Origin of the sequence: Pseudomonas sp. GM79 (assembly GCF_000282495.1) — a bacterium.
Lineage (GTDB): Bacteria > Pseudomonadota > Gammaproteobacteria > Pseudomonadales > Pseudomonadaceae > Aquipseudomonas.
Map to the genome: position 1 here is coordinate 130,898 of NZ_AKJE01000026.1, position 20,299 is coordinate 151,196.

Genomic DNA, 20,299 nt, shown 5'->3' on the forward strand with positions numbered 1-20,299 from the left:
GCGGTCTGTCAGTCACATCAATGCTGGATGTGCCGCCGTCTTCGCGAGCAAGCCCGCTCCCACATTCGATCGTCGGATCAGTGACGGAAGTGGCGCATGCCGGTGAACACCATGGCGATACCGGCTTCATCAGCAGCAGCAATCACTTCGTTGTCACGCATCGAGCCACCTGGCTGGATCACCGCAGTGATACCGACCTTGGCCGCGTTGTCGATGCCGTCACGGAACGGGAAGAATGCATCGGATGCCATGACCGCGCCCTGCACTTGCAACCCGGCGTGCTCAGCCTTGATCGCCGCAATACGAGCAGAGTTCACGCGGCTCATCTGGCCGGCGCCGACACCAATGGTCTGACGGTTCTTGGCGTAGACGATGGCGTTGGATTTAACGTATTTGGCGACTTTCCAGGCGAAGATCAGGTCATTGATTTCCTGTTCGGTCGGCGCGCGCTTGGTCACCACTTTCAGGTCTTCGCTGCCAATCATGCCGATATCGCGGCTCTGCACCAGCAAACCACCGTTGACGCGCTTGTAGTCCCAGGCCGGAACGCGATCAGCCGACCATTCGCCGCAGGCCAGCAGGCGCACGTTGGCTTTGGCTGCCACGATAGCGCGAGCTTCTGCGCTGACGGATGGAGCAATGATCACTTCGACGAACTGACGCTCGACGATGGCCTTGGCGGTTTCAGCATCCAGCTCGCGGTTGAAGGCGATGATGCCGCCGAACGCCGATTCGGTGTCGGTGGCGTAGGCCAGTTCGTAGGCCTGACGGATGCCGCCTTCAGCGTCCGGGCTCACGGCCACGCCGCACGGGTTGGCATGCTTGACGATCACGCAGGCCGGTTTGACGAAGCTCTTCACACATTCCAGCGCGGCGTCGGTGTCGGCCACGTTGTTGAACGACAGCTCTTTGCCTTGCAGCTGGGTCGCGGTAGCAATGCCCACTTCGGCTGGCTTGGCTTCAACGTAGAACGCCGCGCTCTGGTGCGGGTTCTCGCCGTAGCGCATTTCCTGGGCCTTGATGAACTGGCTGTTGAAGGTGCGCGGGAATTCGCTGCGACCTTCAGTGGAGAGGGTTTCAGCCGCCTGGTTCACGGTGCCCATGTAGTTGGCGATCATGCCGTCATAGGCGGCGGTGTGTTCGAAGGCCTTGAGCATCAGGTCGAAACGCTGAGCGTAGGTCAGGCCGCCGGCCTTGAGGCTTTCCAGGACGTTGGCGTAATCGCTGGCATTCACCACGATGGCCACGTCTTTGTGGTTCTTGGCTGCCGAACGGACCATGGTCGGGCCGCCGATGTCGATGTTTTCGATGGCGGTCGGCAGGTCGCAGCCTGGCTTGTTGATGGTGGCTTCGAACGGGTACAGGTTGACCGCAACCAGGTCGATCGGCTTGATGCCGTGCTCATTCATGATGGCGTCGTCGATACCGCGACGACCGAGGATCCCGCCGTGGATTTTCGGGTGCAGGGTTTTCACCCGACCGTCCATCATTTCTGCGAAACCGGTGTAGTCCGCGACTTCCACTGCGGCAACGCCGTTGTCGCGCAGCAGCTTGAACGTCCCGCCGGTGGAGAGGATCTCGACGCCCAGGGCTTCGAGCTCCTTGGCGAATTCAAGGATCCCGGTCTTGTCGGAAACGCTGATCAAGGCGCGGCGGATCGGCAGGCGGGTAGTCTGGTCGGTCATTTCAAATTCCATCAAAAGCAAGGGAAGTCAGCAAAAAAGGCGACCGGTTTTACGCGGGCGCCTTTCTGGTTTGATTGAATGCTTACAGCAAATCGTACTGCTTGAGTTTCTTGCGCAGGGTGCCGCGGTTCAGCCCGAGCAGCTCACTGGCCTTGGTCTGGTTGCCCTTGACGTAGTTCATCACGCATTCGAGCAGGGGAGCCTCGACTTCGGAGAGCACCAGGTTGTACACATCCGTGACGGCAGCGCCCTCAAGGTGGGCGAAATAATTGTGCAGCGCCTTCTCGACACTCCCGCGAAGGGTCTGACCTTCTTCGCTCGGCGTATTGAGGTGCTGTTTCAAATTCACGTTGTCGCTCACGGGTGTTGTTCCACTCACTAAAGTCTCGGTCATCATCGTCATGCGGCCACCCCTTCTCCGTCCCCTGTCAGGCTCTTGTAACGTTCGGCGAAGAAGGCCCGAACGTAGGCGCATTGTGCTTCCGTATCTTCCAAACGATTGAAGTGGGCGCGGAACTCCCTGGCGCCCGGCAAGGTTGCGAGATACCAGCCCACATGCTTGCGAGCTATGCGCACGCCCATGACGTCGCCATAGAAGGCATGCAGCGCGGCCAGATGCTCAAGCAGAATACGTTCCACCTCGATCAGTTCCGGTGCCGGGAGTTTTTCGCCGGTACGCAGATAATGGTCGATTTCACGAAAAATCCATGGCTGCCCCTGAGCAGCCCGACCCACCAACAGGCCATCGGCACCGGTCGCGTCGAGCACGTACCGGGCCTTCTCGGGCGAATCGATATCGCCGTTGGCGAAGACCGGAATCGACACCGCCTGCTTGATCGCGGCAATGGTGTCGTACTCGGCTTCCCCGGTATACAGATCGGCACGGGTGCGGCCATGCACCGCCAACGCCGTAATGCCTGCCTGTTCGGCGATCTTCGCCACGGTCAGGCCATTCTTGTTCGCCCGGTCCCAGCCGGTGCGGATCTTCAAGGTAACCGGCACATCGACCGCGGCCACTACGGCCTGCAGGATCTCGGTCACCAATGCTTCATCTTTCAACAGGGCGGAACCGGCGGCCTTGTTGCAGACCTTCTTCGCCGGACAGCCCATGTTGATATCAATAATCTGCGCGCCCAGTTCGACGTTGGCCCGGGCTGCATCCGCCAGCATCTGCGCATCTCCGCCGGCGATCTGTACCGAGCGAGGCTCGGGATCGCCTTCGTGGATCATGCGCATCCGCGATTTGCGGGTGTTCCACAAGCTCATGTCGCTGGTGACCATTTCCGAGACTACAAGGCCCGCGCCCAGTCGCTTGCACAGCTGACGAAAGGGCTGATCGGTGACACCCGCCATGGGGGCGAGAATCAAGCCGTTGTGCAATGTATATGGACCGATGCGTACCGCCGACATAGGACTTCCCTGTTGTGGGGCCGGATCATGAGAGTTCGAAAAAGGGTTGGCATGATACCCGCTCTCGATGACTGGATAAAGGCTGAATTGAACAAAATCTGAACAGTAATTTTGTTATCGCCAGCGGTTTGGTACTAGCAATCAAAGTCAGAAATATGCCGTCAAGCCTGTAACACTTGAGCGTTTCACTCGGGGGAATGGAAGCTCAGGCTGTAGTTCACCGCTTTGGGGCCTGGATCGAGAATGTCCAGCGCGATGTGGATTGGCGTTTGCGGCGGCATTTCCGCCATCCCTTCGAGATCACCGTTGAGGTACTCGCCGGGCTTGAAGCGACGGCTGGCGATCAGGTGGCCGTTGAGGTCAGCAAAACGCAGCTCAAGCAGCGGGAAAGGCTGGGAGAAGGGCGCGCGATTGTAGATGATCGCGTCGACCACCAATGCGCCATTGAAGTCCGGGTGGCTGCGGACCACCAGGTTGCTGCTTTTGACTTTTGCGATGTCGACCTTGGACGGCACGGTGCAGCCGATGTGCGGGCACAGTTGCTGGAACCACGGACGGTACTGGTCCTGGCGTGCCAGTTCGTCAAAGTGATAGGCGACGTATTGACCGGCGAGGCCGGCGGTGCCGAGCAGGATCAGCAGCAGCCAGAAAAAGCGCCGGCCCCAGGGGGAGCGACGTTTTTGCCAGTCCAGTTGCAACGGATCGTCGGTCAGATCCTCCAATACTTCCGCGCGCAGCGCCGGTTCGCTGCGTTCACGTCGCTTGCGCAGGGGTTCGACCGAGGGCAGGTCATCGTCGACTTCATCGGGAGTCGCCGACAGGTTGCCAAAGGGGATCGGGGCGTCAAGCGGGTCGTGCAGGCGCAGCTGTTGGATCTCGGGTTCGTCGTCCAGATCCGCGGGCTCCAGCGACAGCGAAGGCTCGGTGCGCGAATGTTTGTATGGTTCGATCGTGGGTTCTGGCGTGGGCGTGTCGGCGATTTTTGCACGATCGGCGGCCGATTCACTGAAGAGGCTGTCGGACCAGGGCTCCTGGTCGTGCTCGGTGGTATCGCGGCGAGCGCTGAGGCTGTCTTCGCGGGGCCGGGTGAATTCCGTTGTTGGCTGGATTTCCCGCTGTTCGAGCCGGGCGAGCTCTTCGTCCAGATCCAGGCTGTCCAGATCCATTTCTGCAGCCGTCCATTGCTTTTGGCTGATGGCTCGCTGCACGGGCGGTTCGACGGGCGCCGGTGCAACCGGTTTGACCGTTTCCTTGCCGGCCCGCTGCTCGAGTAACTGCTTGGCGGCGTTGAACACCTGCAAACACGAGCCGCAACGAACCACTCCACGGGCCACGCTTAACTGAGTATGGCTGACGCGGAAGCTGGTTTGGCAATGCGGGCACTGGGTGACGAAGCTGTCGGTCATGCGGCAATCCGGTTTATGCAGGCGCTCATTCTAGCGCCGACGGCCAGTAATGCGTACCCAGCCGTCGCGATTGGCAATCGGATCCAGATCGAAGTCCTGAGCGTAGGCGGCGGCGACTTCTTCACCTTGTTCGGCGAGGATGCCCGACAGTGCCAAACGACCGCCCGGCTTGACCAGGCTGGACAGTTGCGGAGCCAGCGAAACCAGCGGGCCGGCAAGAATGTTGGCGACCAGTACGTCGGCCTGAACCTGTGGCAGGTCTTGTGGCAGATACAGCGGAAAGAGTTCGTCAGCAATGTTGTTGCGCCCGGCGTTGTCGCGGGAAGCCTCCAGCGCCTGCACGTCGATGTCGGTGCCGACGGCTTGCTTGGCGCCCAGTAACAGGGCGGCAATCGCCAGAATCCCCGAACCGCAACCGAAGTCGAGCACGTTGCAACCTTTCAGGTCCTGACCGTCGAGCCATTCCAGGCACAGTGCGGTGGTCGGATGAGTGCCGGTGCCGAACGCCAGGCCCGGGTCCAGCAGCAAGTTCACTGCGTCCGGCTCAGGCGCGGCGTGCCAGCTCGGGACGATCCACAGGCGCTGACCGAAGCGCATCGGCTGGAAACCGTCCATCCAGCTGCGTTCCCAATCCTGGTCTTCGATCACTTCGCTGTGATGCTCGGGCAGCGGGCTGCCAGTCAGCAGCTCAAGATGGGCCAGCACAGGACCAGGCTCGGTGCCGCCTTCGAACAAGGCCAACAAGTGAGTGTGCGACCACAGCGGGGTGGTATTGAGTTCCGGCTCGAAAATCGGCTGATCTTCGGCGTCCATGAAAGTCACCGACACGGCGCCCACTTCAAGGAAAGCGTCTTCGTAGGTTTCGGCTTGTTCTGGGCTGATGGCGAGACGGACTTGCAGCCAAGGCATGGCGGGCACCTTTGAAAAATATAGATTGCAGCCTAGCGGGCTGCGAGAAGCGCGCAAGTTTACGCGAGCGTGGCTAAGAAGACGACCATGGTTGAAGATCAAAAGATCGCAGCCTTCGGCAGCTCCTATAGGGGGGACGCATTCCAAATGTAGGAGCTGCCGAAGGCTGCGATCTTTTGACTTTGCTTCAGAAACAACAAAGCCGCTCGAAAGCGGCTTTGTTGGTATGGATCACAGCTTAATGCTTTTCGCCAGCCAGCTTGTGTTCCAGGTAGTGGATGTTGACTCCGCCTTCGCAGAAGCCAGCATCGCGGACCAGGTCGCGGTGCAGCGGGATGTTGGTCTTGATCCCGTCGACAACGATTTCGTCCAGCGCATTGCGCATGCGCGCCATGGCTTCGTCACGGGTGGCGCCGTAGGTGATCAGCTTGCCGATCAACGAATCGTAGTTCGGCGGAACGGCATAGCCACTGTACAGGTGCGAATCGACGCGAACGCCGTTGCCGCCTGGAGCGTGGAAATGCTTGACCGTGCCAGGGCTAGGCATGAAGGTTTTCGGGTCTTCGGCGTTGATCCGGCATTCCAGCGCGTGACCGCGGATAACGACGTCATCCTGGGTGTACGACAGCTTGTTGCCAGCGGCGATGCTGAGCATCTCCTTGACGATGTCGATGCCGGTGACCATTTCCGATACCGGGTGCTCTACCTGGACGCGAGTGTTCATCTCGATGAAGTAGAAGTGGCCGTTCTCGTACAGGAACTCGAACGTGCCGGCGCCACGGTAGCCGATGTCGATGCAAGCCTTGACGCAGCGAGCGAGGACTTCAGCGCGTGCTTTCTCGTCGATGCCCGGTGCCGGCGCTTCTTCGAGAACCTTCTGGTGGCGACGTTGCAGCGAGCAATCGCGGTCACCCAGATGGATAGCGTGGCCCTGGCCGTCGGAAAGTACCTGAACTTCCACGTGACGTGGGTTTGTCAGGAATTTTTCCAGATAGACCATCGGGTTGCCGAATGCTGCGCCCGCTTCGGAGCGGGTCAGTTTCGCCGAGGAGATCAGGTCTTCCTCTTTGTGCACCACGCGCATGCCACGACCACCGCCGCCGCCAGCGGCTTTGATGATCACTGGATAGCCGACTTCGCGGCCGATGCCCAGAGCGGTTTCTTCGTCTTCCGGCAATGGGCCGTCGGAACCCGGAACGGTCGGCACGCCGGCGGCGATCATGGCGTGCTTGGCCGATACCTTGTCGCCCATCAGGCGAATGGTTTCGGCTTTCGGGCCAATGAACGCGAAGCCGGAGTTCTCGACCTGTTCGGCAAAGTCGGCGTTTTCCGCAAGGAAGCCGTAGCCTGGGTGGATGGCGGTAGCGCCAGTCACTTCAGCGGCGGCGATGATGGCCGGAATGTGCAGGTAAGAGTGCGCGGCCGAGGCCGGGCCGATGCAGACGGATTCGTCTGCCAGGCCCAGGTGCATCAGCTCTTTGTCGGCCTTGGAGTAAACGGCGACAGTCTTGATGCCCATCTCTTTGCAGGCACGCAGAATCCGCAGGGCGATCTCACCGCGGTTGGCGATCAGAACTTTTTCCAACTTCGCAGTCATCAAAGTTTCTCCGCGGTTCAAACGATGGTGAACAGCGGTTGGTCGTACTCAACCGGCTGGCCGTCTTCGACGAGGATGGATTCGATCACACCGCTGGCTTCAGCTTCGATGTGGTTCATCATCTTCATGGCTTCGACGATGCACAGGGTGTCGCCTTTCTTCACGGTCTGGCCGACTTCAACGAAGGACGGCGAGGACGGCGAGGATTTGCGATAGAAGGTACCGACCATCGGCGAACGGGCAACGTTGCCGTTCAGCGCAGGTGCGGCCGGGGCTGCAGGCGCAGCGGCGGCAACCGGAGCAGCGGCGACAGGCGCAGGCGCCGGTGCCGGAGCATGCATAGGAGCGGGAGCGTAGTACTGCTGAGCCGGCGTCTTGCTGTGACGGCTGATGCGTACGGACTCTTCGCCTTCCTTGATCTCGAGCTCGTCGATACCGGACTCTTCCAGCAATTCGATCAGTTTCTTAACTTTACGGATATCCATGAATCATCAACTCCCAAGGGTCGGTCAGGGGGCGTTTAACGCTTGTTGTTCAAGCTGTTGCCTGTCTTTCAAGCTGCTCTAGGGCGGCCTCCAGGGCCAGTCGATAACCGCTGGCGCCAAGGCCGCAGATCACTCCCACCGCAACGTCGGAGAAGTAAGAGTGATGGCGGAAAGGTTCGCGTTTGTGCACGTTAGACAAATGCACTTCGATGAATGGGATGCTCACTGCCAGCAGCGCGTCACGTAATGCGACACTTGTATGCGTAAAAGCTGCTGGATTGATCAGAATGAAGTCCACACCTTCGCCGCGAGCAGCGTGGATGCGGTCGATCAATTCGTACTCGGCGTTGCTTTGTAGATAGAGCAAATGGTGGCCGGCATTGCGCGCCCGCTGTTCCAGATCCTGGTTGATTTGCGCCAGGGTGGTGGCACCGTAGACGCCCGGTTCCCGGGTGCCGAGCAGGTTCAGGTTGGGGCCGTGTAAAACCAATAAGGTCGCCATCTGCTGCTCCTTTGTCATCTGTGTGCAATTGTCAGAACCCGGCGACTATGCCGCAAAGCCTTTGTGACTGTCCAGTTCTATGCAATAGCCAGCACGATGGCCGATGTTTACGCGAAATATATGACCGGACAATTAAATCCGGTCATTTGCTTTCGCAACACGTTCGGCGAAGTTTTTCGCGTTGATCTCGCCGATCACCCGCACATCGCCACGTTCGACACCATCTTTGCCAAAAAACATCAGCGCCGGAGGACCGAATAGCTTGTAGCGGTCGAGCAGGGCGCGTTGTTCGGCGTTGCTGGCGGTGATGTCGAAACGGATCAATCGATAGCCTTTGAGGCGTTCGATGACATTGGCATCGGTGAGCACTTCGTGTTCGATGACTTTGCAACTGATGCACCAATCGGCGTACCAATCGAGCAGCAGTGGTGTGCCAGAGGACTTGGCTTCGTCGAGGACGCGGTCCAGTTCGGCTGGTGTGGTAATGGTTTGCCAGTTGCCGGCGATTGGCGGTTGACCGTTGCTGGCGACATTGCGTGGTTGGCCAATGGGGTTCAACGGATCGGTCTGGCCACTGAAGGCGCCGTACCAACAGGTCAGGGCATAAAACAGCAGGAACATCCCGAGCAGTTGCCCCAGGCGTTTTCTTGGCGGTTTATAAACGAATTCCAGTGCGCCCATAAACAATCCGACGCCACCTGCGAGCAAGCCGATCAACAGCAAGGTGATCTGGCCCGGCAATACCCGGCTGAGCAAAGCAATCGCCAGCCCGAGCAGCAGCACCCCAATCGCGTTTTTCACGTAGATCAGCCAAGGTCCGCTTTTCGGCAGCCAGGCTGCGCCGCCGGTTGCCACCAGCAACAGCGGCGCGCCCATGCCCAGACCGAGCATGAACAATTTCAATCCGCCACCCAGAGCATCGCCGCTGGCGCTGATGTACAGCAGCGCGCCGGCCAGTGGTGCCGATACACACGGCGAAACCAGCAGGCTCGACACCACGCCCAGCACGGCCGCGCCCCACAATGAGCCGCCTTCGGTACGCCCGGCGATCCGGTCCAGGCGGCTGCTGATGGCATGGGGGAGTTTCAGTTCGAATACGCCAAACATGGCCAGGGCAAATACCGCGAAAAACATCGCGAACGGCACCAGCACCCAGGCCGACTGCAAGCGCGCCTGAAGATTGAGCTGTGCGCCGAACATTCCCATCAACGCACCGAGCAGGGCGAAACAAGCGGCCATCGGCAGCACGTAAGCCAGCGACAGGTTGAAGCCGCGTAACCCGCCAACCTGTCCACGCAGGACCACGCCGGAGAGGATCGGCAGCATCGGCAGCACGCAGGGGGTGAAGGTCAGGCCAACACCTGCAAGAAAAAACAGCGCCAGTTCGCGCCAGCTCCAGGATGTGGTCGCGCCGCCGCTGCCATCAATATTCAGGCGTTCGGTCTCAGGCGGATAACACAGGCCTTTGTCGGCGCAGCCCTGGTAGGTCACGACCAGCGTAAAGGCGCGTGAGTCGGTGCGTGGCAGTTCTACATCGAGAATGCCGTGGTAAACCTCGACATCGCCGAAGAACTCATCGTGCTTTTGTTCGCCTTTGGGCAGTTGCGCCGCGCCGAGGCCAATGTCGGCCGGGTCGGCGCGAAACTGGAAGCGATGGCGATAGAGGTAGTAACCCTCGGTGGCGACGAAACGCAGCTTGATCGATTGCGGCGTGCTTTCTACCAGGCTCAACTGAAAGGCTTCTCGCACCGGCAGGAAGTCGGCGCTGTTGTTGATCGAACCCAGGGTGGAACTGGGCCGACTGTCCAGCAACCCGGCGGCGGAGGCCGGCAGGGCGAGCACTAAAAACAGCAGGCAAAGCAAACGGCGCATGACAATCTCGCGTATCGGAATTGGGGGCATGATAGCGGACGCAAGCGTGTGTTGCCTCGTAACCCGGATCTGTAGGAGCGAGGCTTGCCCGCGAAGAACGATAATGCGGTTTAACAGGGGGGCCGTGTAATCGTTCTTCGCGGGCAAGCCTCGCTCCTACGGTAATCCGCTGGAGTGGTTGCACAGGTTGATTGTTACAGGCGTGTAGTGGGTGTTGTCGGTATGTCGAAACAGCGTGCTGCTGTGATACTCATAGACTTCCTGGTTGGTCGACACATTGATGACCGAGCCTTGGAGATCGACCTTTATGGCTGGATCTCGGGTGACCAGAAACGGACCGGCAGTCTTGAGTTCAGACGCTATTTGTTCGTCGGATGGCAGCTCGCGATAGACATAGTATCGATAGCTGAACGGCACTGTCGCTCCGCCTCGATCATCCTTGATGCCGTAGATGAAGCCATGTTCGCCAAGGGGCAGTTTGAGTACAACATCGGTCAACACCGGGGCGCTGGAAGACATAAGCCATGTCCCGCCTATGTAGGCCAGGCATGCCGCCAGCAGGCAGGTGGTGACTATTGTGTATGCCGTTTTTTTAGTAGTTCCTGAACCGGGCATACCTGACTCCTTTTTTGATCCATTCCTGATCCGCTGGATCATCGCCAAAAGGAGCCTCGCTCCACCAGCTTCCAAATTCTACTTTTGTCGTTTTTGCCTGCGTCTGGGCAAGACCGGCTGCGCGTAACAGGACATTTTCGGAAAACCCCGCAGCAATCCCGGCCGCGCCATAATTGAAATTACCGAAAGCTTCATAGACCGGGGACAGTTTTTTGTAATCCCAAGGGCCGCGATTTCTGACCTGGGTATAGAACCAGGAGTAAATAAATGCGGATCCCTCTTTCAAAATTTTTTTCTTATGGAAGGCAACTGCCATGTTTTCCTCCACAGATACGTCTGGGGGCGAAGGTGGAACTATCACGGGGCACTCCTGTTGCGCGCACGATAAATTGAAGCGCTAAACCCTAGCATCAAAACGACGACTAAAAACCACCACATGGCTAAATAGGAGTTTTCATACAAGAGCTTAAGCGGCGACAGTCCAGATCGTTAGTTGGGTTCAGGCCCACAGCCTTTAGACGCGAAAGGCTTGAACGGCTGTATGCAACCGCCCGCCCAGCACCAACAAATTCTCCCCTTGCTCACGCCCCTCACCAATCCTCAGCAAGTTATCCCCACCCAATTGATGAATCCGCTCACTGTGATCGCGGATTTCGCTGACAGCGCCGCTCTGCTGGGCGGTGACATCGGCGATGCGCACGGCGGTGTCGGAAATGGTCTGGATCGCCCCGACGATTTTATCCAGCGCGCCATCGGCCGCCTGAGCCTGATTGGCCGTGGCTTCGGCGTGTTCGACCTGGGCGCGCATGCCTTCGACCGATTGCCGCGCGGCGGTTTGCAGGCCGGCGATCAGCGTCTGGATCTCGGCCGTGGCCCCGGCGGTGCGTTGCGCCAATGAGCGAACTTCTTCGGCCACTACCGCAAATCCTCGGCCCATTTCTCCTGCGCGGGCCGCTTCGATGGCGGCGTTCAGGGCCAGCAGGTTGGTCTGGTCGGCAATCGAGCGGATCACCGTCAGCACACCGCCGATGGTCGCCGACTCCTCGGCCAGATGCTCGATCATCTGCGCGTTGCCTTGCACTTCGCCCACCAGCGCATGCAGCCCTGTGAGGCTCAGGCCGATCACTTTCTGACCGTGTTCCACTGCAAGCCCTGCATGACGACTGGCATCGGCAGCCTGGCTGGCGTCACCGGCGACTTGTTGAATCGTCGCCTCGAGCTCTCCGAGAGAATCGCGGATCAGCGCGGTGTCGCCGGCCTGATGCTCGGCGCCACTGTGCAGGTCATTGCTCAATTCGGCCAACGTTCGGCTGCTGCCGGCGACTTGCTCGGCGTTGAGGCGAATGGTGCCGACCAGGTCGACCAGATAGGCGCGCAAGCGATTGAGCGAGGCTTGAATGTCATGCAGTTCGCGGTTGGTCGCGCCCAGTTGAATGTCGCGGCTGAAGTCACCTTCGGCCCAGGTCGACAGCGCCGGGGCGAGGTTGGTCAGGGTTCGGGCCAGGCGTCGCTGCAAGGTATCGATGAGCAATGCGATCAGCAGGATCAGCCCGATCATCACCCCTTGCATCAGCCGTACTTCGCTTTGGATCTGCCCGTGTTGGGCGCGAACCACCGGTTCCAGCCCGGCGATGGACTGTTGCACGGCGGCGATTTTCAAGTGCGTCGCGGTGCTGAGGTCGGCGCGTTTCTGGATCTGTTCGCGAGTGCGCGCCAGTTCCGAAGGGTAGCGGGTGAGCAGGCTGTTGAGTTCGCGTTTGAGGCCGACGCCGGCATCTTCGGCGACGGTTTTCTCGGTGTTATCCAACCCCATCATCGCGGCGAAATCGTCGGTGTTCGATTCGGTGCTGGCGGTCACGCCAAGTAGCGGTAAGGCGTCCAGTTGCTCGGCTTGAGCACGGATGTTGGCGACCTCGCGTTCGACATCGGCGGCCAGTTCGCTACGCCCGCTGCTGACCAGTTTGTCCCGGGCCAGAGACAGTTTGCCCAAATGCTGGGACGCAGTGAGCAAAGGCGTCAGGTACGCCGCATTACCGCTGGCGTATTGGCTGAGTTGATCGAGGCTGGCGCCGAGTTCGCGTTCGGCTTGCAGCAGCAGCGCTTGCGGGTCACCTGCGAGTTTGCCAGCAGCCAGCAGGTCGGTTTTGCTGAATTCAGTCAGGTTCGACAGACTCGGACGCAAGGTATCAGCCAATGCTGGTGGCAACTCACCAAGTTCCTTTTGCAAGGCGTCGATGGCCTGGCTGGCGCTGCTCAGGCGCAGGGCATCGCCGCTGGCCAGGTAATCCTCGACGTTGCGTGCCACTTCATTTTGAAACTGCTGAGACAGTCCCAGATAACGCTCCATCAACAGATAGGGGCGCTCCAGGGCTTTTTGCGACCACCAGAGCGTGGCGCCAAGGGCCACGCACACGGCGACCAGAAGGAGGGTATTGAGATTGGTCAGCAGCTTCAGGCGCATCATGGTCTACCAACGGCAGAATGGTAAGTGCCTGAAGTTATTGCGTTTCTGTTACAGAGTTATGACAGAATGGGTCGATTCCGATGAAAAAGTGGCACTTTGCTTTGATTCTCGCGCGGCTTGTACGCGGTTCCGTCCGGCGTTCTTCGCGCGGTACAGCGCCTCGTCGGCCTGGCTGGCCATCAGCAGGCTGTCAGAGTCTTCGCGCAATTCGACGACGCCGGCGCTGAAGGTGCACCAGAGGTCCTGCGGCTGAGCGGGGTAGTGAATTTCGGCAAAGCGCTGACGGATTTCATCGAGCACCTTGTAGGCCGATTCGATATCAGTGTCTGGCATGACGATGGCGAACTCTTCACCGCCGTAACGGCCGATGAAGTCGGTCTTGCGCAACCGCTGCTTGAGGAACAGCGCCAGGCTCTTGATCACCCGGTCGCCCATGGGATGGCCGTGACTGTCGTTGACCCGTTTGAAGTGGTCAATGTCGAGCATCGCAAAGCTCAGCGGCTTGCTTTCGCGACGGGCGCGGAATGAACAGTCTTCGAGCAATTGCAGAATGTGGGTGTGGTTGTACAAACCGGTCAGGCTGTCACGCACCATCCGCGCTTTCAGATTGCGCGCCCGCGCCGCGCGGTTGCGCACGGTGGTGATCAGGTGTCGTGGCTTGATCGGTTTGGTCAGGAAGTCGTCGCCGCCCTCGCTCATGGCGTCGAGCTGTTTGTCCAGATCGTCTTCGGCTGACAGATAAATGATCGGCACGCTGACATAGCGGTCGTTATGCCGGATCACCTTGGCCAGTTCAGTACCGGTGCAGGCCGGCATGTACATGTCGAGGATGATCAGGTCCGGCTGGAAATCCGCCAGTTCGGCCATGGCCTGGATCGGCTCGATCAGAGTCCGCGTGACGATCCCGGCGCTATTGAGCAGGCGTTCGGTGTGCAAGGCCTGGGCGCGGGAGTCGTCGATGATCAGTACTTTATAAGGTTCGTACTGGGCGACGCAGGTCAGGACTTCGATCTTTTCCAGCAGGCTCGAGGCTTCGAGGGTGCCGGTGAGAAACTCCTGGCCGCCGGCACGCACGGCGGCGAGGCGGGTCGGGGTATCGGTTTCGTGCAGGCTGAAAAACAACAGCGGCAAGGGCTGATCGAGACCTTCCTGGGCTTCGGCCGCCAGTTTCAGGCCGATGCCGGCGCCACTGAAGTCGACGTCCATGACAATCGCCGCCGGCAACCGCTCGACCATCGAGGAGCGGAACGCGGCGACACTGTCGAGGTACTGAGCGCTGAGCCCGAAGAATTCTAGTTGTTTGGCCAGCCGTTCGGCCCGGTCGTGATCTTGCAGCATCACGTAGATCGGCTTGCGCAGCGGCGGCAGAAAGGTTTGTTCGAGCTGATCGCCATGACGCAGGCCGGTGCGGGACAGGCGCTGCATCAGACGATTGAGGTCAGTGATCAGTCCGCTGCTCAGGCGTCCGCGGTTGGCGTCCACCGCTTCCAGCGACTGGCCGATGTGGCGTGCCAGCTGGGTATGTTCCGGTTGTTCGAAACGTTCGGCAAAACGCAGCAGGCGCAGATTGGCTTCGCTCAACTCCGACAAGTCGGTGGTGGACCATTCGTTGCGCTGCAGGCGTTGCCATATCTCAAGAATCTGACGTGCCTGATGAATTACCCGCTGGGCAAAGTGGTGCTTGAGGCGCTCACGGCTGGGGTCTTCTGGCTCGGTCATATCCTGACTACTAGTTAGGGTGCATGCTGAGATCGACTGGTGGCTCTATGCTAGCACCTCTTTTCGATTGCATGAGTGTCGTAGGTCAATAATCTGCAAAGCGACGTTATTCAGTTTCTGACCCGTGAGTCTCGGCCAGGACGTCAATGGCCGATAGAGCCTGATGAATCAGGTGTTTGAGGACATCTCCTGGTCATTTCAAGGCAACTTCCCATGTCTCGGCGAGCCTCGTCTGTCAGGTGTTTCTGATTTTTCGGCCAAACGATCCGGTCGGGAATTGCGGCTGATAGGGTTCAGGGATTCCCTTAGTCGCTCGTCCGCAAACCATGACCCAGTGTTTCAAACAACGCCCCATAGACGATCAGCGCCTGAACCAAAACAGCACGCCCGTTGCTGACTGTGAATGCAAAGAAGTGCGGCTTTATGGCAGCAAGACCCTCGTTACGGACGTGCCGATCCTGACTTGCTCTGGCCTATGGCGCATCTACCAGCGCGAGGCCGAAGACATCATCGCTCCTGATGGCATCTTGATCGTTGACCCAGTGGAGCGGAATCGAGCGATCAATGCTGCGTATGCCCGACTGTGGTTACACGACTCGCGGTTTCAGTGGGCTGGGCTAGCGGCTTTTGCCTCTAAGCAGGTCGGCTGTGGACTTTTGCATGCGGCGCACAGTGTGGCGCGAATCCGTGATGAGCGGGAAACCAGGCAGCGATTACGAGATAGCCGCCGAGAGTTCGGATTGTTGCGGCTTGATCGAATGGCGGAACAGGCAGAAGCCTTGCGTGACTATAAGGAAGCAGACTCGCGCAATCCTGTTCCCTCTGTTGACCTGCATTTAACGGGGGAGGACTTGTCTGTGGTGCAGCAGCAGTTTCGATATGTGCAGGAGATGATGGCATTGGGTAACACCACGCTGTTTCTGGATATTTTTCCTCTACATGTGTTTTACGCGAAGCGAGGCCTCAAGGAATTGAAAACGTGCCTGAAGGCGCGGGTTGGGATTTTTGGCCATCCGGAATTTCCGATGATTTGGCCAGTAGGGCAGGAAAAGCTCCAATTCGGGTTGCAACAAGACGAAATCTTGAAAGCTTTCGACGCGATTGAAGCAGGCGATGTGGCATTGAGCGTGGAGTATCTGGCAGAGCATGAACAACGAAATATTTTGCAGCCAACTATTTATGAGGACTCGCATCTCGCCGCTTTGCTGCAGGGCAATCATGCGTCTTTTGTTACGGGTTTCCCTTCAGGCGTAGCCCAAGCAATCGAGCTGACACTTACCAGTCAATGTCAGCGACTTGATGATGGGCGCACTATTGGTTTTGGCAATAATCCTCTGGCCAACCTCTCCGATGTTGAACAGCGCATGGTATTTGTACTCAGGGCTGCCGAACGTTTTAATGATCTGTTGCGCGACGACAACCGTTCTGCTCTAGAACAGTCGATCCGGGAAATCGCGACTGGTGGTGCACCTCCATGAGTTTCCGACGATGGATCGATGGTTGGCGCTTCATACTGCTGATGGTGCTGGCGGTGACGTTACTGCGCTGGTGGATTGACTCTACGCTGGACGACTTCGAAGTCTCACTGAATATCAATGAGCCTTGGGAGGATATGCTTCAGCGTTCAAACGCTGCCATCGGCCCCATACCATCGGGAAAGGTATGGTCCAACAAATCCAGATCCGGCGTATGCCTGCGTTTCAACGACCCTGATTATGGTTTTGTCACGCCACTGGCCCGCTATTTCACAATCACGTCCAAAAACGGACGGGTTGGAAGAGTGCGTTTATCCCCACAAATCGAGCCACTACCGCTTGATGACGCTCTTAAAGTCGTACTGGGCTTGCATGATCAATGGCGCGAGAAAGGCTGGGTTGCGGCGAAAGTTCTTGATGATCCTGTGATAGCCGATACGCCTGAATGGCGAGCTTGGCTTCGGGATGGCACAGGGTATGCGATGTCTTTCTGGTTGGCTGGTGATAAGTATCAGCTAAAGCTGGACCTTGAACCGTCCAATCGTTCTCGTCATCGAACTGACCAGCGCTATTTGATCTTCGTCACCCTTGCTGAACCCTGGTTACCTTTTGAAAACGCCGAGCATGCACGGATTCAAGACCATCCGATCACTTCCTTATTTCCATCCAAATCTGACGGAGCCCCACCATGCCAACTCCCGCCTTCATGACCCTCCAAGGTGAAAGACAAGGCCTGATCAGCGCAGGCTCCTTCACCGAAGCATCAGTGGGCAACGTCTATCAGTTGGGCCGCGAGGACCAGATCATGATTCAGGCCCTGAGCCACGGCATTTTCGTGCCCAAAGGGGCGGGCGCGGGGCGCCGGATGCACAAACCCTTGGTCATCACCAAGGCAATCGACAAAGCTTCGCCGCTGATTAACATCGCTCTGTGTTCAGGAGAACTGCTCAGCAAGTGCCGTGTCGAGTGGTATCGCACCTCGGCTCACGGAACGCAGGAGCACTTCTACACCATGGAGCTTGAAGATGCGGTGATCATCGGGGCCGAAGTGCTGATGCCGCATTGTCAGGACCCCGGCACCGCTCACCTGACTCAACTGGAAAAGGTCCACTTCAGCTATCGGCGGATCTATTGGCGGCATGAGATCAGCCGGACCATGGGCTCCGATGAATGGTCCGCCGAGGAGTAGATATGAGGCTGGTCAATGAAATTTATCTGTCCACGTGGGAGCGTCAACATGCTTATTCCAGCGAGCAAGCACTGGATCACATGCGCCAGGCGCTGCTCGATCGGCAATCCATCGACGGCCTCGACGAATTGCGTGCGGGCCTGCTGATCAATATCGACAGCGAGGTGCTGGAGCAGGTCGAGCGTGGCGAGTGGTGGTTGATTCGGTCGGAGGCTGACTTTGGCGACTGGGTGATGCCGGCGCGTACACTCGATCAGAGGGTTATCGAGTTGATGAAAAATCCGCCGGTTCAACCCTCGCGATCGCCAAGAATCTTTCGCCTCGTTGACAGTGTAACGGCCGAGCCGCTGGCGCAGTTGTCGTACCTCGCAACGGTGGATGGGCAGTCGGTGCAGCGCCGAACCGATGGCGAGGGTATCGCCCATCTTTTTGCGCCGGCCGGGGTGCAGCAGATCTCAATGAAGGTTATCGGCGTTTAGCGCTGGCATGGATACTTGAGCTTAGTTGGCAACGGCCGTCGCAGGTTCGGGCAATAATTTTCCGGATAGACCTAACGGCAGGTGCCGGTCAAAGGCACGTTGTTGTATGGTTGTGGTCGAACCGATGAACTCAAGTGATTGAAAGGATACCGCCATGCTGGACTGGAAGAACCGCACAGGCAGCGCGCCTGAGCGTGCCGCTGAACCGAAATCGGCCACCCGCAGTTATCTTGGCGGCCTGTTGTTCAGCCGGGCGCTGGCTACACTGATTGTTCTTTACCTGTTGGTGGCGATCGCGCTGGGCTGGTACTGGAGCCAGGAGCCGGCGCTGTTCCCGGTTCAGCAGAATGCCCAAGTGGCGGCCGAGAAAGAAGGCAAACAGATGGTGGTCGGGTACACCACGGTGGAAACCCTCAAGACCGTTGCCGGTACTTTGCTGACCAAACCGGGCGGTTATATTTCCAACGACCGTTTTCCGCCGGGCCTGTGGATGGACAACATGCCGAGTTGGGAATATGGCGTGCTGGTCCAGGTCCGCGACCTGAGTCGTGCGCTGCGTAAAGACTTCGCCCGTTCCCAGTCGCAGTCCGCTGAAGACGCCGACCTGGCCAAGGCCGAGCCGCGTTTCAACTTCGACAACAAGAGCTGGGTGCTGCCCTCCAGTGAATCGGAATACCTGGAAGGCATCAACTCCCTGAGCCGTTATCAGGCACGTCTATCGGGGCCTGACCAGAAAAGTGCGCTGTTCTATGCCCGCGCCGACAACCTGAACAACTGGCTGGGTGATGTGGGAACCCGTCTGGGCTCGCTGTCGCAACGGCTGTCGGCCAGTGTTGGCCGGGTCAAGCTCAACACCGCACTGAAGACTGAAGTCCCGGCGCTCGGTCAGGTGCCGCAGGTTGACGAAGAAGTCGTCGAGACCCCGTGGCTGCAGATCGATAACGTGTTCTACGAAGCCCGCGGTCAGGCCTGGGCGTTGTCCCACCTGCTGCGTGCCATCGAAGTCGATTTCGCCGATGTGCTGGCGAAGAAGAACGCCACGGTCAGCGTGCGCCAGATCATTCGTGAGCTGGAAGCTTCGCAAGAGCCGGTCTGGAGTCCGATGATCCTCAACGGCAGCGGCTTTGGTGTGCTGGCCAACCACTCGCTGGTCATGGCCAATTACATCTCCCGGGCCAACGCCGCGGTGATCGATTTGCGTCAACTGCTCAATCAGGGCTGAGTCATGGTTGATAACTCCTTCGATGGCATGCGGGAGGCCGCTCATCGCGCGGCCTCCGATGCCGAACAGATCGCCTGGGTCGACGAGCAGGACAACCTGCTCGGCGCCCTGGTGCGCTCCGAGTTGCGCGAACGCGAGCTGATCGGGCGTGGCACCTACATCATGCTGTTCAATTCCGCCGGTGAGTTGTGCGTACACCGGCGCACATTGAGCAAAGCGATCTACCCCGGTTACTGGGACGTGGCGGCCGGCGGCATGGTGTTGGCCACCGAGACTTACGCCGAATCGGCGGCCCGTGAGCTGGAAGAGGAATTGGGCGTGAGCGGGGTGGAACTGACCGCCCATGATCACTTTTTCTTTGAGGACACCGGCAACCGACTCTGGTGTTCGGCGTTTTCGGCAGTGTGGGACGGCCCGTTGATCCTGCAGCCGGAAGAGGTGCTGGAAGCGCGCTTCATCCCGATCGATCAGGTCCTGCTGGAAATCACGCAGAAGCCTTATTGCCCGGACTCCCTGGCAGCTTTACAGCGTTATCTGAAAGCCCGACAAATCGACGTCGCAAAGAAGGTATAAATTGGCGCCGATTGGCTCTTAGCAAGTCGGCTTTTTGCCGTTACACTGCGCGACCTTTTCAAGCTGAACCGGTAATGCTTGTTGTAGGAATGTAGGAGCTGTCGAGTGCAACGAGGCTGCGATCTTTTGATCTTGATTCAAAAGAAAAATCAAAAGATCGCAGCCTCGTTGCACAGCTCCTACGCTCATACACCGATGTGTAACGGTCCAGTAGCGCTGCCCCTGCCTGAGTGGGGCTTCGCGGTCGATGGCTCCCTCCCGGGTTGCCGCGACCAGTCTTTGTCCTCCCAAGAGGATTGCCGGTGGCCAAAAAAGCCGCATCCTTCGCCGCCCTTGGTGGCCTGGTATTTTCCACCGACGCAGGTCGTCATTGCCCGGATTGCAGTAAACCGGTGGATGCCTGCATCTGCAAACAGACCGTTATCCCGGCCGGCGACGGCATTGCCCGCGTGCGTCGCGAAAGCAAGGGCCGTGGCGGCAAGACGGTGACCACCATCACCGGTGTGCCGTTGGCCGAAGACGCGCTCAAGGAGCTGGCCACGACGTTGAAAAAACGATGCGGGACCGGTGGGGCGTTGAAAGAAGGAATCATCGAAATCCAGGGCGATCATGTCGAGCTACTCTTGGCCGAGCTGATCAAACACGGTTTCAAAGCGAAGAAGTCCGGCGGCTAGCAGCCTCTGTGAAAACCACCCTC

General features: G+C 58.8%; 20 protein-coding genes. 7 read left to right on the plus strand and 13 right to left on the minus strand.

Translation table 11 applies throughout. The annotated features are described in order from the left end of the window. Positions 1-77 precede the first annotated feature (77 nt). From purH to gcbA, 13 genes are all read right to left on the minus strand, one after another. Positions 78-1,685 carry a bifunctional phosphoribosylaminoimidazolecarboxamide formyltransferase/IMP cyclohydrolase gene (gene purH, locus PMI36_RS22870; protein WP_008069029.1) on the minus strand — a complete coding sequence of 536 codons (1,608 nt, stop codon included), beginning with the start codon at positions 1,683-1,685 and terminating at the stop codon, positions 78-80. A gap of 82 nt (positions 1,686-1,767) precedes the next feature. Further along, positions 1,768-2,088 carry a DNA-binding transcriptional regulator Fis gene (fis, locus tag PMI36_RS22865; protein WP_007907419.1) on the minus strand — a complete coding sequence of 107 codons (321 nt, stop codon included), beginning with the start codon at positions 2,086-2,088 and terminating at the stop codon, positions 1,768-1,770. Continuing rightward, complete coding sequence (dusB, locus tag PMI36_RS22860; RefSeq protein WP_007907421.1) at positions 2,085-3,095, minus strand: tRNA dihydrouridine synthase DusB; 1,011 nt, start codon at positions 3,093-3,095, stop codon at positions 2,085-2,087. Before dusB ends, fis begins: the two co-directional genes overlap by 4 nt. 185 nt (positions 3,096-3,280) lie before the next feature. Then, a complete protein-coding gene (locus PMI36_RS22855; RefSeq protein WP_008069030.1) occupies positions 3,281-4,501 on the minus strand; it encodes a DUF3426 domain-containing protein in 1,221 nt (406 codons plus the stop codon). A gap of 30 nt (positions 4,502-4,531) precedes the next feature. Further along, a complete protein-coding gene (prmA, locus tag PMI36_RS22850) occupies positions 4,532-5,410 on the minus strand; it encodes a 50S ribosomal protein L11 methyltransferase (protein WP_008069031.1) in 879 nt (292 codons plus the stop codon). A gap of 238 nt (positions 5,411-5,648) precedes the next feature. Beyond that, complete coding sequence (accC, locus tag PMI36_RS22845; protein WP_008069032.1) at positions 5,649-7,007, minus strand: acetyl-CoA carboxylase biotin carboxylase subunit; 1,359 nt, start codon at positions 7,005-7,007, stop codon at positions 5,649-5,651. A gap of 17 nt (positions 7,008-7,024) precedes the next feature. Further along, positions 7,025-7,492, minus strand: coding sequence for an acetyl-CoA carboxylase biotin carboxyl carrier protein (gene accB / locus PMI36_RS22840; RefSeq protein ID WP_008069033.1), 468 nt, complete (start codon positions 7,490-7,492; stop codon positions 7,025-7,027). A 49-nt stretch (positions 7,493-7,541) separates the two neighbouring features. Further along, entirely contained in the window at positions 7,542-7,994 is a 453-nt protein-coding gene (gene aroQ, locus PMI36_RS22835) for a type II 3-dehydroquinate dehydratase (protein WP_007937215.1), read from the minus strand. 132 nt (positions 7,995-8,126) lie between these two features. Further along, a complete protein-coding gene (locus PMI36_RS22830) occupies positions 8,127-9,866 on the minus strand; it encodes a protein-disulfide reductase DsbD (protein WP_032830141.1) in 1,740 nt (579 codons plus the stop codon). A 156-nt stretch (positions 9,867-10,022) separates the two neighbouring features. Further along, positions 10,023-10,481 (minus strand): hypothetical protein, encoded by a 459-nt coding sequence (locus PMI36_RS22825; RefSeq protein WP_008069036.1) that lies wholly within the window; start codon positions 10,479-10,481, stop codon positions 10,023-10,025. Next, positions 10,459-10,797, minus strand: coding sequence for a polymorphic toxin type 44 domain-containing protein (locus PMI36_RS22820; protein WP_008069043.1), 339 nt, complete (start codon positions 10,795-10,797; stop codon positions 10,459-10,461). Before PMI36_RS22820 ends, PMI36_RS22825 begins: the two co-directional genes overlap by 23 nt. A gap of 198 nt (positions 10,798-10,995) precedes the next feature. Continuing rightward, positions 10,996-12,942: a methyl-accepting chemotaxis protein gene (locus PMI36_RS22815; protein ID WP_032830143.1), complete on the minus strand. Its 1,947-nt coding sequence runs from the start codon at positions 12,940-12,942 to the stop codon at positions 10,996-10,998. A gap of 51 nt (positions 12,943-12,993) precedes the next feature. Then, complete coding sequence (gcbA, locus tag PMI36_RS22810) at positions 12,994-14,664, minus strand: diguanylate cyclase GcbA (RefSeq protein WP_008069045.1); 1,671 nt, start codon at positions 14,662-14,664, stop codon at positions 12,994-12,996. Positions 14,665-14,990: 326 nt separating this feature from the next. On the opposite strand from gcbA, the gene PMI36_RS22805 reads away from it, so the two are divergent. From PMI36_RS22805 to PMI36_RS22775, 7 genes are all read left to right on the plus strand, one after another. Next, the gene (locus tag PMI36_RS22805; RefSeq protein ID WP_008069046.1) at positions 14,991-16,142 is read left to right on the plus strand and encodes a DUF2515 family protein; all 1,152 of its coding nucleotides are present in this window, start codon (positions 14,991-14,993) and stop codon (positions 16,140-16,142) included. Next, positions 16,139-16,849 (plus strand): hypothetical protein, encoded by a 711-nt coding sequence (locus tag PMI36_RS22800; protein ID WP_008069047.1) that lies wholly within the window; start codon positions 16,139-16,141, stop codon positions 16,847-16,849. The genes PMI36_RS22805 and PMI36_RS22800 overlap by 4 nt, the downstream gene beginning before the upstream one ends. After that, entirely contained in the window at positions 16,828-17,328 is a 501-nt protein-coding gene (locus PMI36_RS22795; protein ID WP_008069048.1) for an Hcp family type VI secretion system effector, read from the plus strand. The genes PMI36_RS22800 and PMI36_RS22795 overlap by 22 nt, the downstream gene beginning before the upstream one ends. Positions 17,329-17,330: 2 nt before the next feature. Further along, positions 17,331-17,807, plus strand: coding sequence for a hypothetical protein (locus PMI36_RS22790; protein WP_008069050.1), 477 nt, complete (start codon positions 17,331-17,333; stop codon positions 17,805-17,807). Between the two features lie 154 nt (positions 17,808-17,961). Continuing rightward, positions 17,962-19,029 carry a DUF2333 family protein gene (locus PMI36_RS22785; protein ID WP_008069052.1) on the plus strand — a complete coding sequence of 356 codons (1,068 nt, stop codon included), beginning with the start codon at positions 17,962-17,964 and terminating at the stop codon, positions 19,027-19,029. 3 nt (positions 19,030-19,032) lie between these two features. Further along, positions 19,033-19,602: an NUDIX hydrolase gene (locus PMI36_RS22780; protein ID WP_008069055.1), complete on the plus strand. Its 570-nt coding sequence runs from the start codon at positions 19,033-19,035 to the stop codon at positions 19,600-19,602. 302 nt (positions 19,603-19,904) lie between these two features. Next, a complete protein-coding gene (locus PMI36_RS22775) occupies positions 19,905-20,276 on the plus strand; it encodes a translation initiation factor Sui1 (protein WP_008069057.1) in 372 nt (123 codons plus the stop codon). Positions 20,277-20,299 lie beyond the last annotated feature (23 nt).

Excerpts from the sequence above, each read along its gene's own strand:
- PMI36_RS22785 (WP_008069052.1), top strand. The coding sequence starts at position 17,962 with ATGCTGGACTGGAAGAACCGCACAGGCAGCGCGCCTGAGCGTGCCGCT.
- aroQ (WP_007937215.1), bottom strand. The coding sequence starts at position 7,994 with ATGGCGACCTTATTGGTTTTACACGGCCCCAACCTGAACCTGCTCGGC.
- PMI36_RS22815 (WP_032830143.1), bottom strand. The coding sequence starts at position 12,942 with ATGCGCCTGAAGCTGCTGACCAATCTCAATACCCTCCTTCTGGTCGCC.
- purH (WP_008069029.1), bottom strand. The coding sequence starts at position 1,685 with ATGACCGACCAGACTACCCGCCTGCCGATCCGCCGCGCCTTGATCAGC.
- dusB (WP_007907421.1), bottom strand. The coding sequence starts at position 3,095 with ATGTCGGCGGTACGCATCGGTCCATATACATTGCACAACGGCTTGATT.
- PMI36_RS22795 (WP_008069048.1), top strand. The coding sequence starts at position 16,828 with ATGCCAACTCCCGCCTTCATGACCCTCCAAGGTGAAAGACAAGGCCTG.
- PMI36_RS22830 (WP_032830141.1), bottom strand. The coding sequence starts at position 9,866 with ATGCGCCGTTTGCTTTGCCTGCTGTTTTTAGTGCTCGCCCTGCCGGCC.
- PMI36_RS22825 (WP_008069036.1), bottom strand. The coding sequence starts at position 10,481 with ATGCCCGGTTCAGGAACTACTAAAAAAACGGCATACACAATAGTCACC.
- gcbA (WP_008069045.1), bottom strand. The coding sequence starts at position 14,664 with ATGACCGAGCCAGAAGACCCCAGCCGTGAGCGCCTCAAGCACCACTTT.
- prmA (WP_008069031.1), bottom strand. The coding sequence starts at position 5,410 with ATGCCTTGGCTGCAAGTCCGTCTCGCCATCAGCCCAGAACAAGCCGAA.
- accB (WP_008069033.1), bottom strand. The coding sequence starts at position 7,492 with ATGGATATCCGTAAAGTTAAGAAACTGATCGAATTGCTGGAAGAGTCC.
- PMI36_RS22820 (WP_008069043.1), bottom strand. The coding sequence starts at position 10,797 with ATGGCAGTTGCCTTCCATAAGAAAAAAATTTTGAAAGAGGGATCCGCA.
- PMI36_RS22805 (WP_008069046.1), top strand. The coding sequence starts at position 14,991 with ATGACCCAGTGTTTCAAACAACGCCCCATAGACGATCAGCGCCTGAAC.
- accC (WP_008069032.1), bottom strand. The coding sequence starts at position 7,007 with ATGACTGCGAAGTTGGAAAAAGTTCTGATCGCCAACCGCGGTGAGATC.
- PMI36_RS22855 (WP_008069030.1), bottom strand. The coding sequence starts at position 4,501 with ATGACCGACAGCTTCGTCACCCAGTGCCCGCATTGCCAAACCAGCTTC.
- PMI36_RS22790 (WP_008069050.1), top strand. The coding sequence starts at position 17,331 with ATGAGGCTGGTCAATGAAATTTATCTGTCCACGTGGGAGCGTCAACAT.
- PMI36_RS22780 (WP_008069055.1), top strand. The coding sequence starts at position 19,033 with ATGGTTGATAACTCCTTCGATGGCATGCGGGAGGCCGCTCATCGCGCG.
- PMI36_RS22800 (WP_008069047.1), top strand. The coding sequence starts at position 16,139 with ATGAGTTTCCGACGATGGATCGATGGTTGGCGCTTCATACTGCTGATG.
- fis (WP_007907419.1), bottom strand. The coding sequence starts at position 2,088 with ATGACGATGATGACCGAGACTTTAGTGAGTGGAACAACACCCGTGAGC.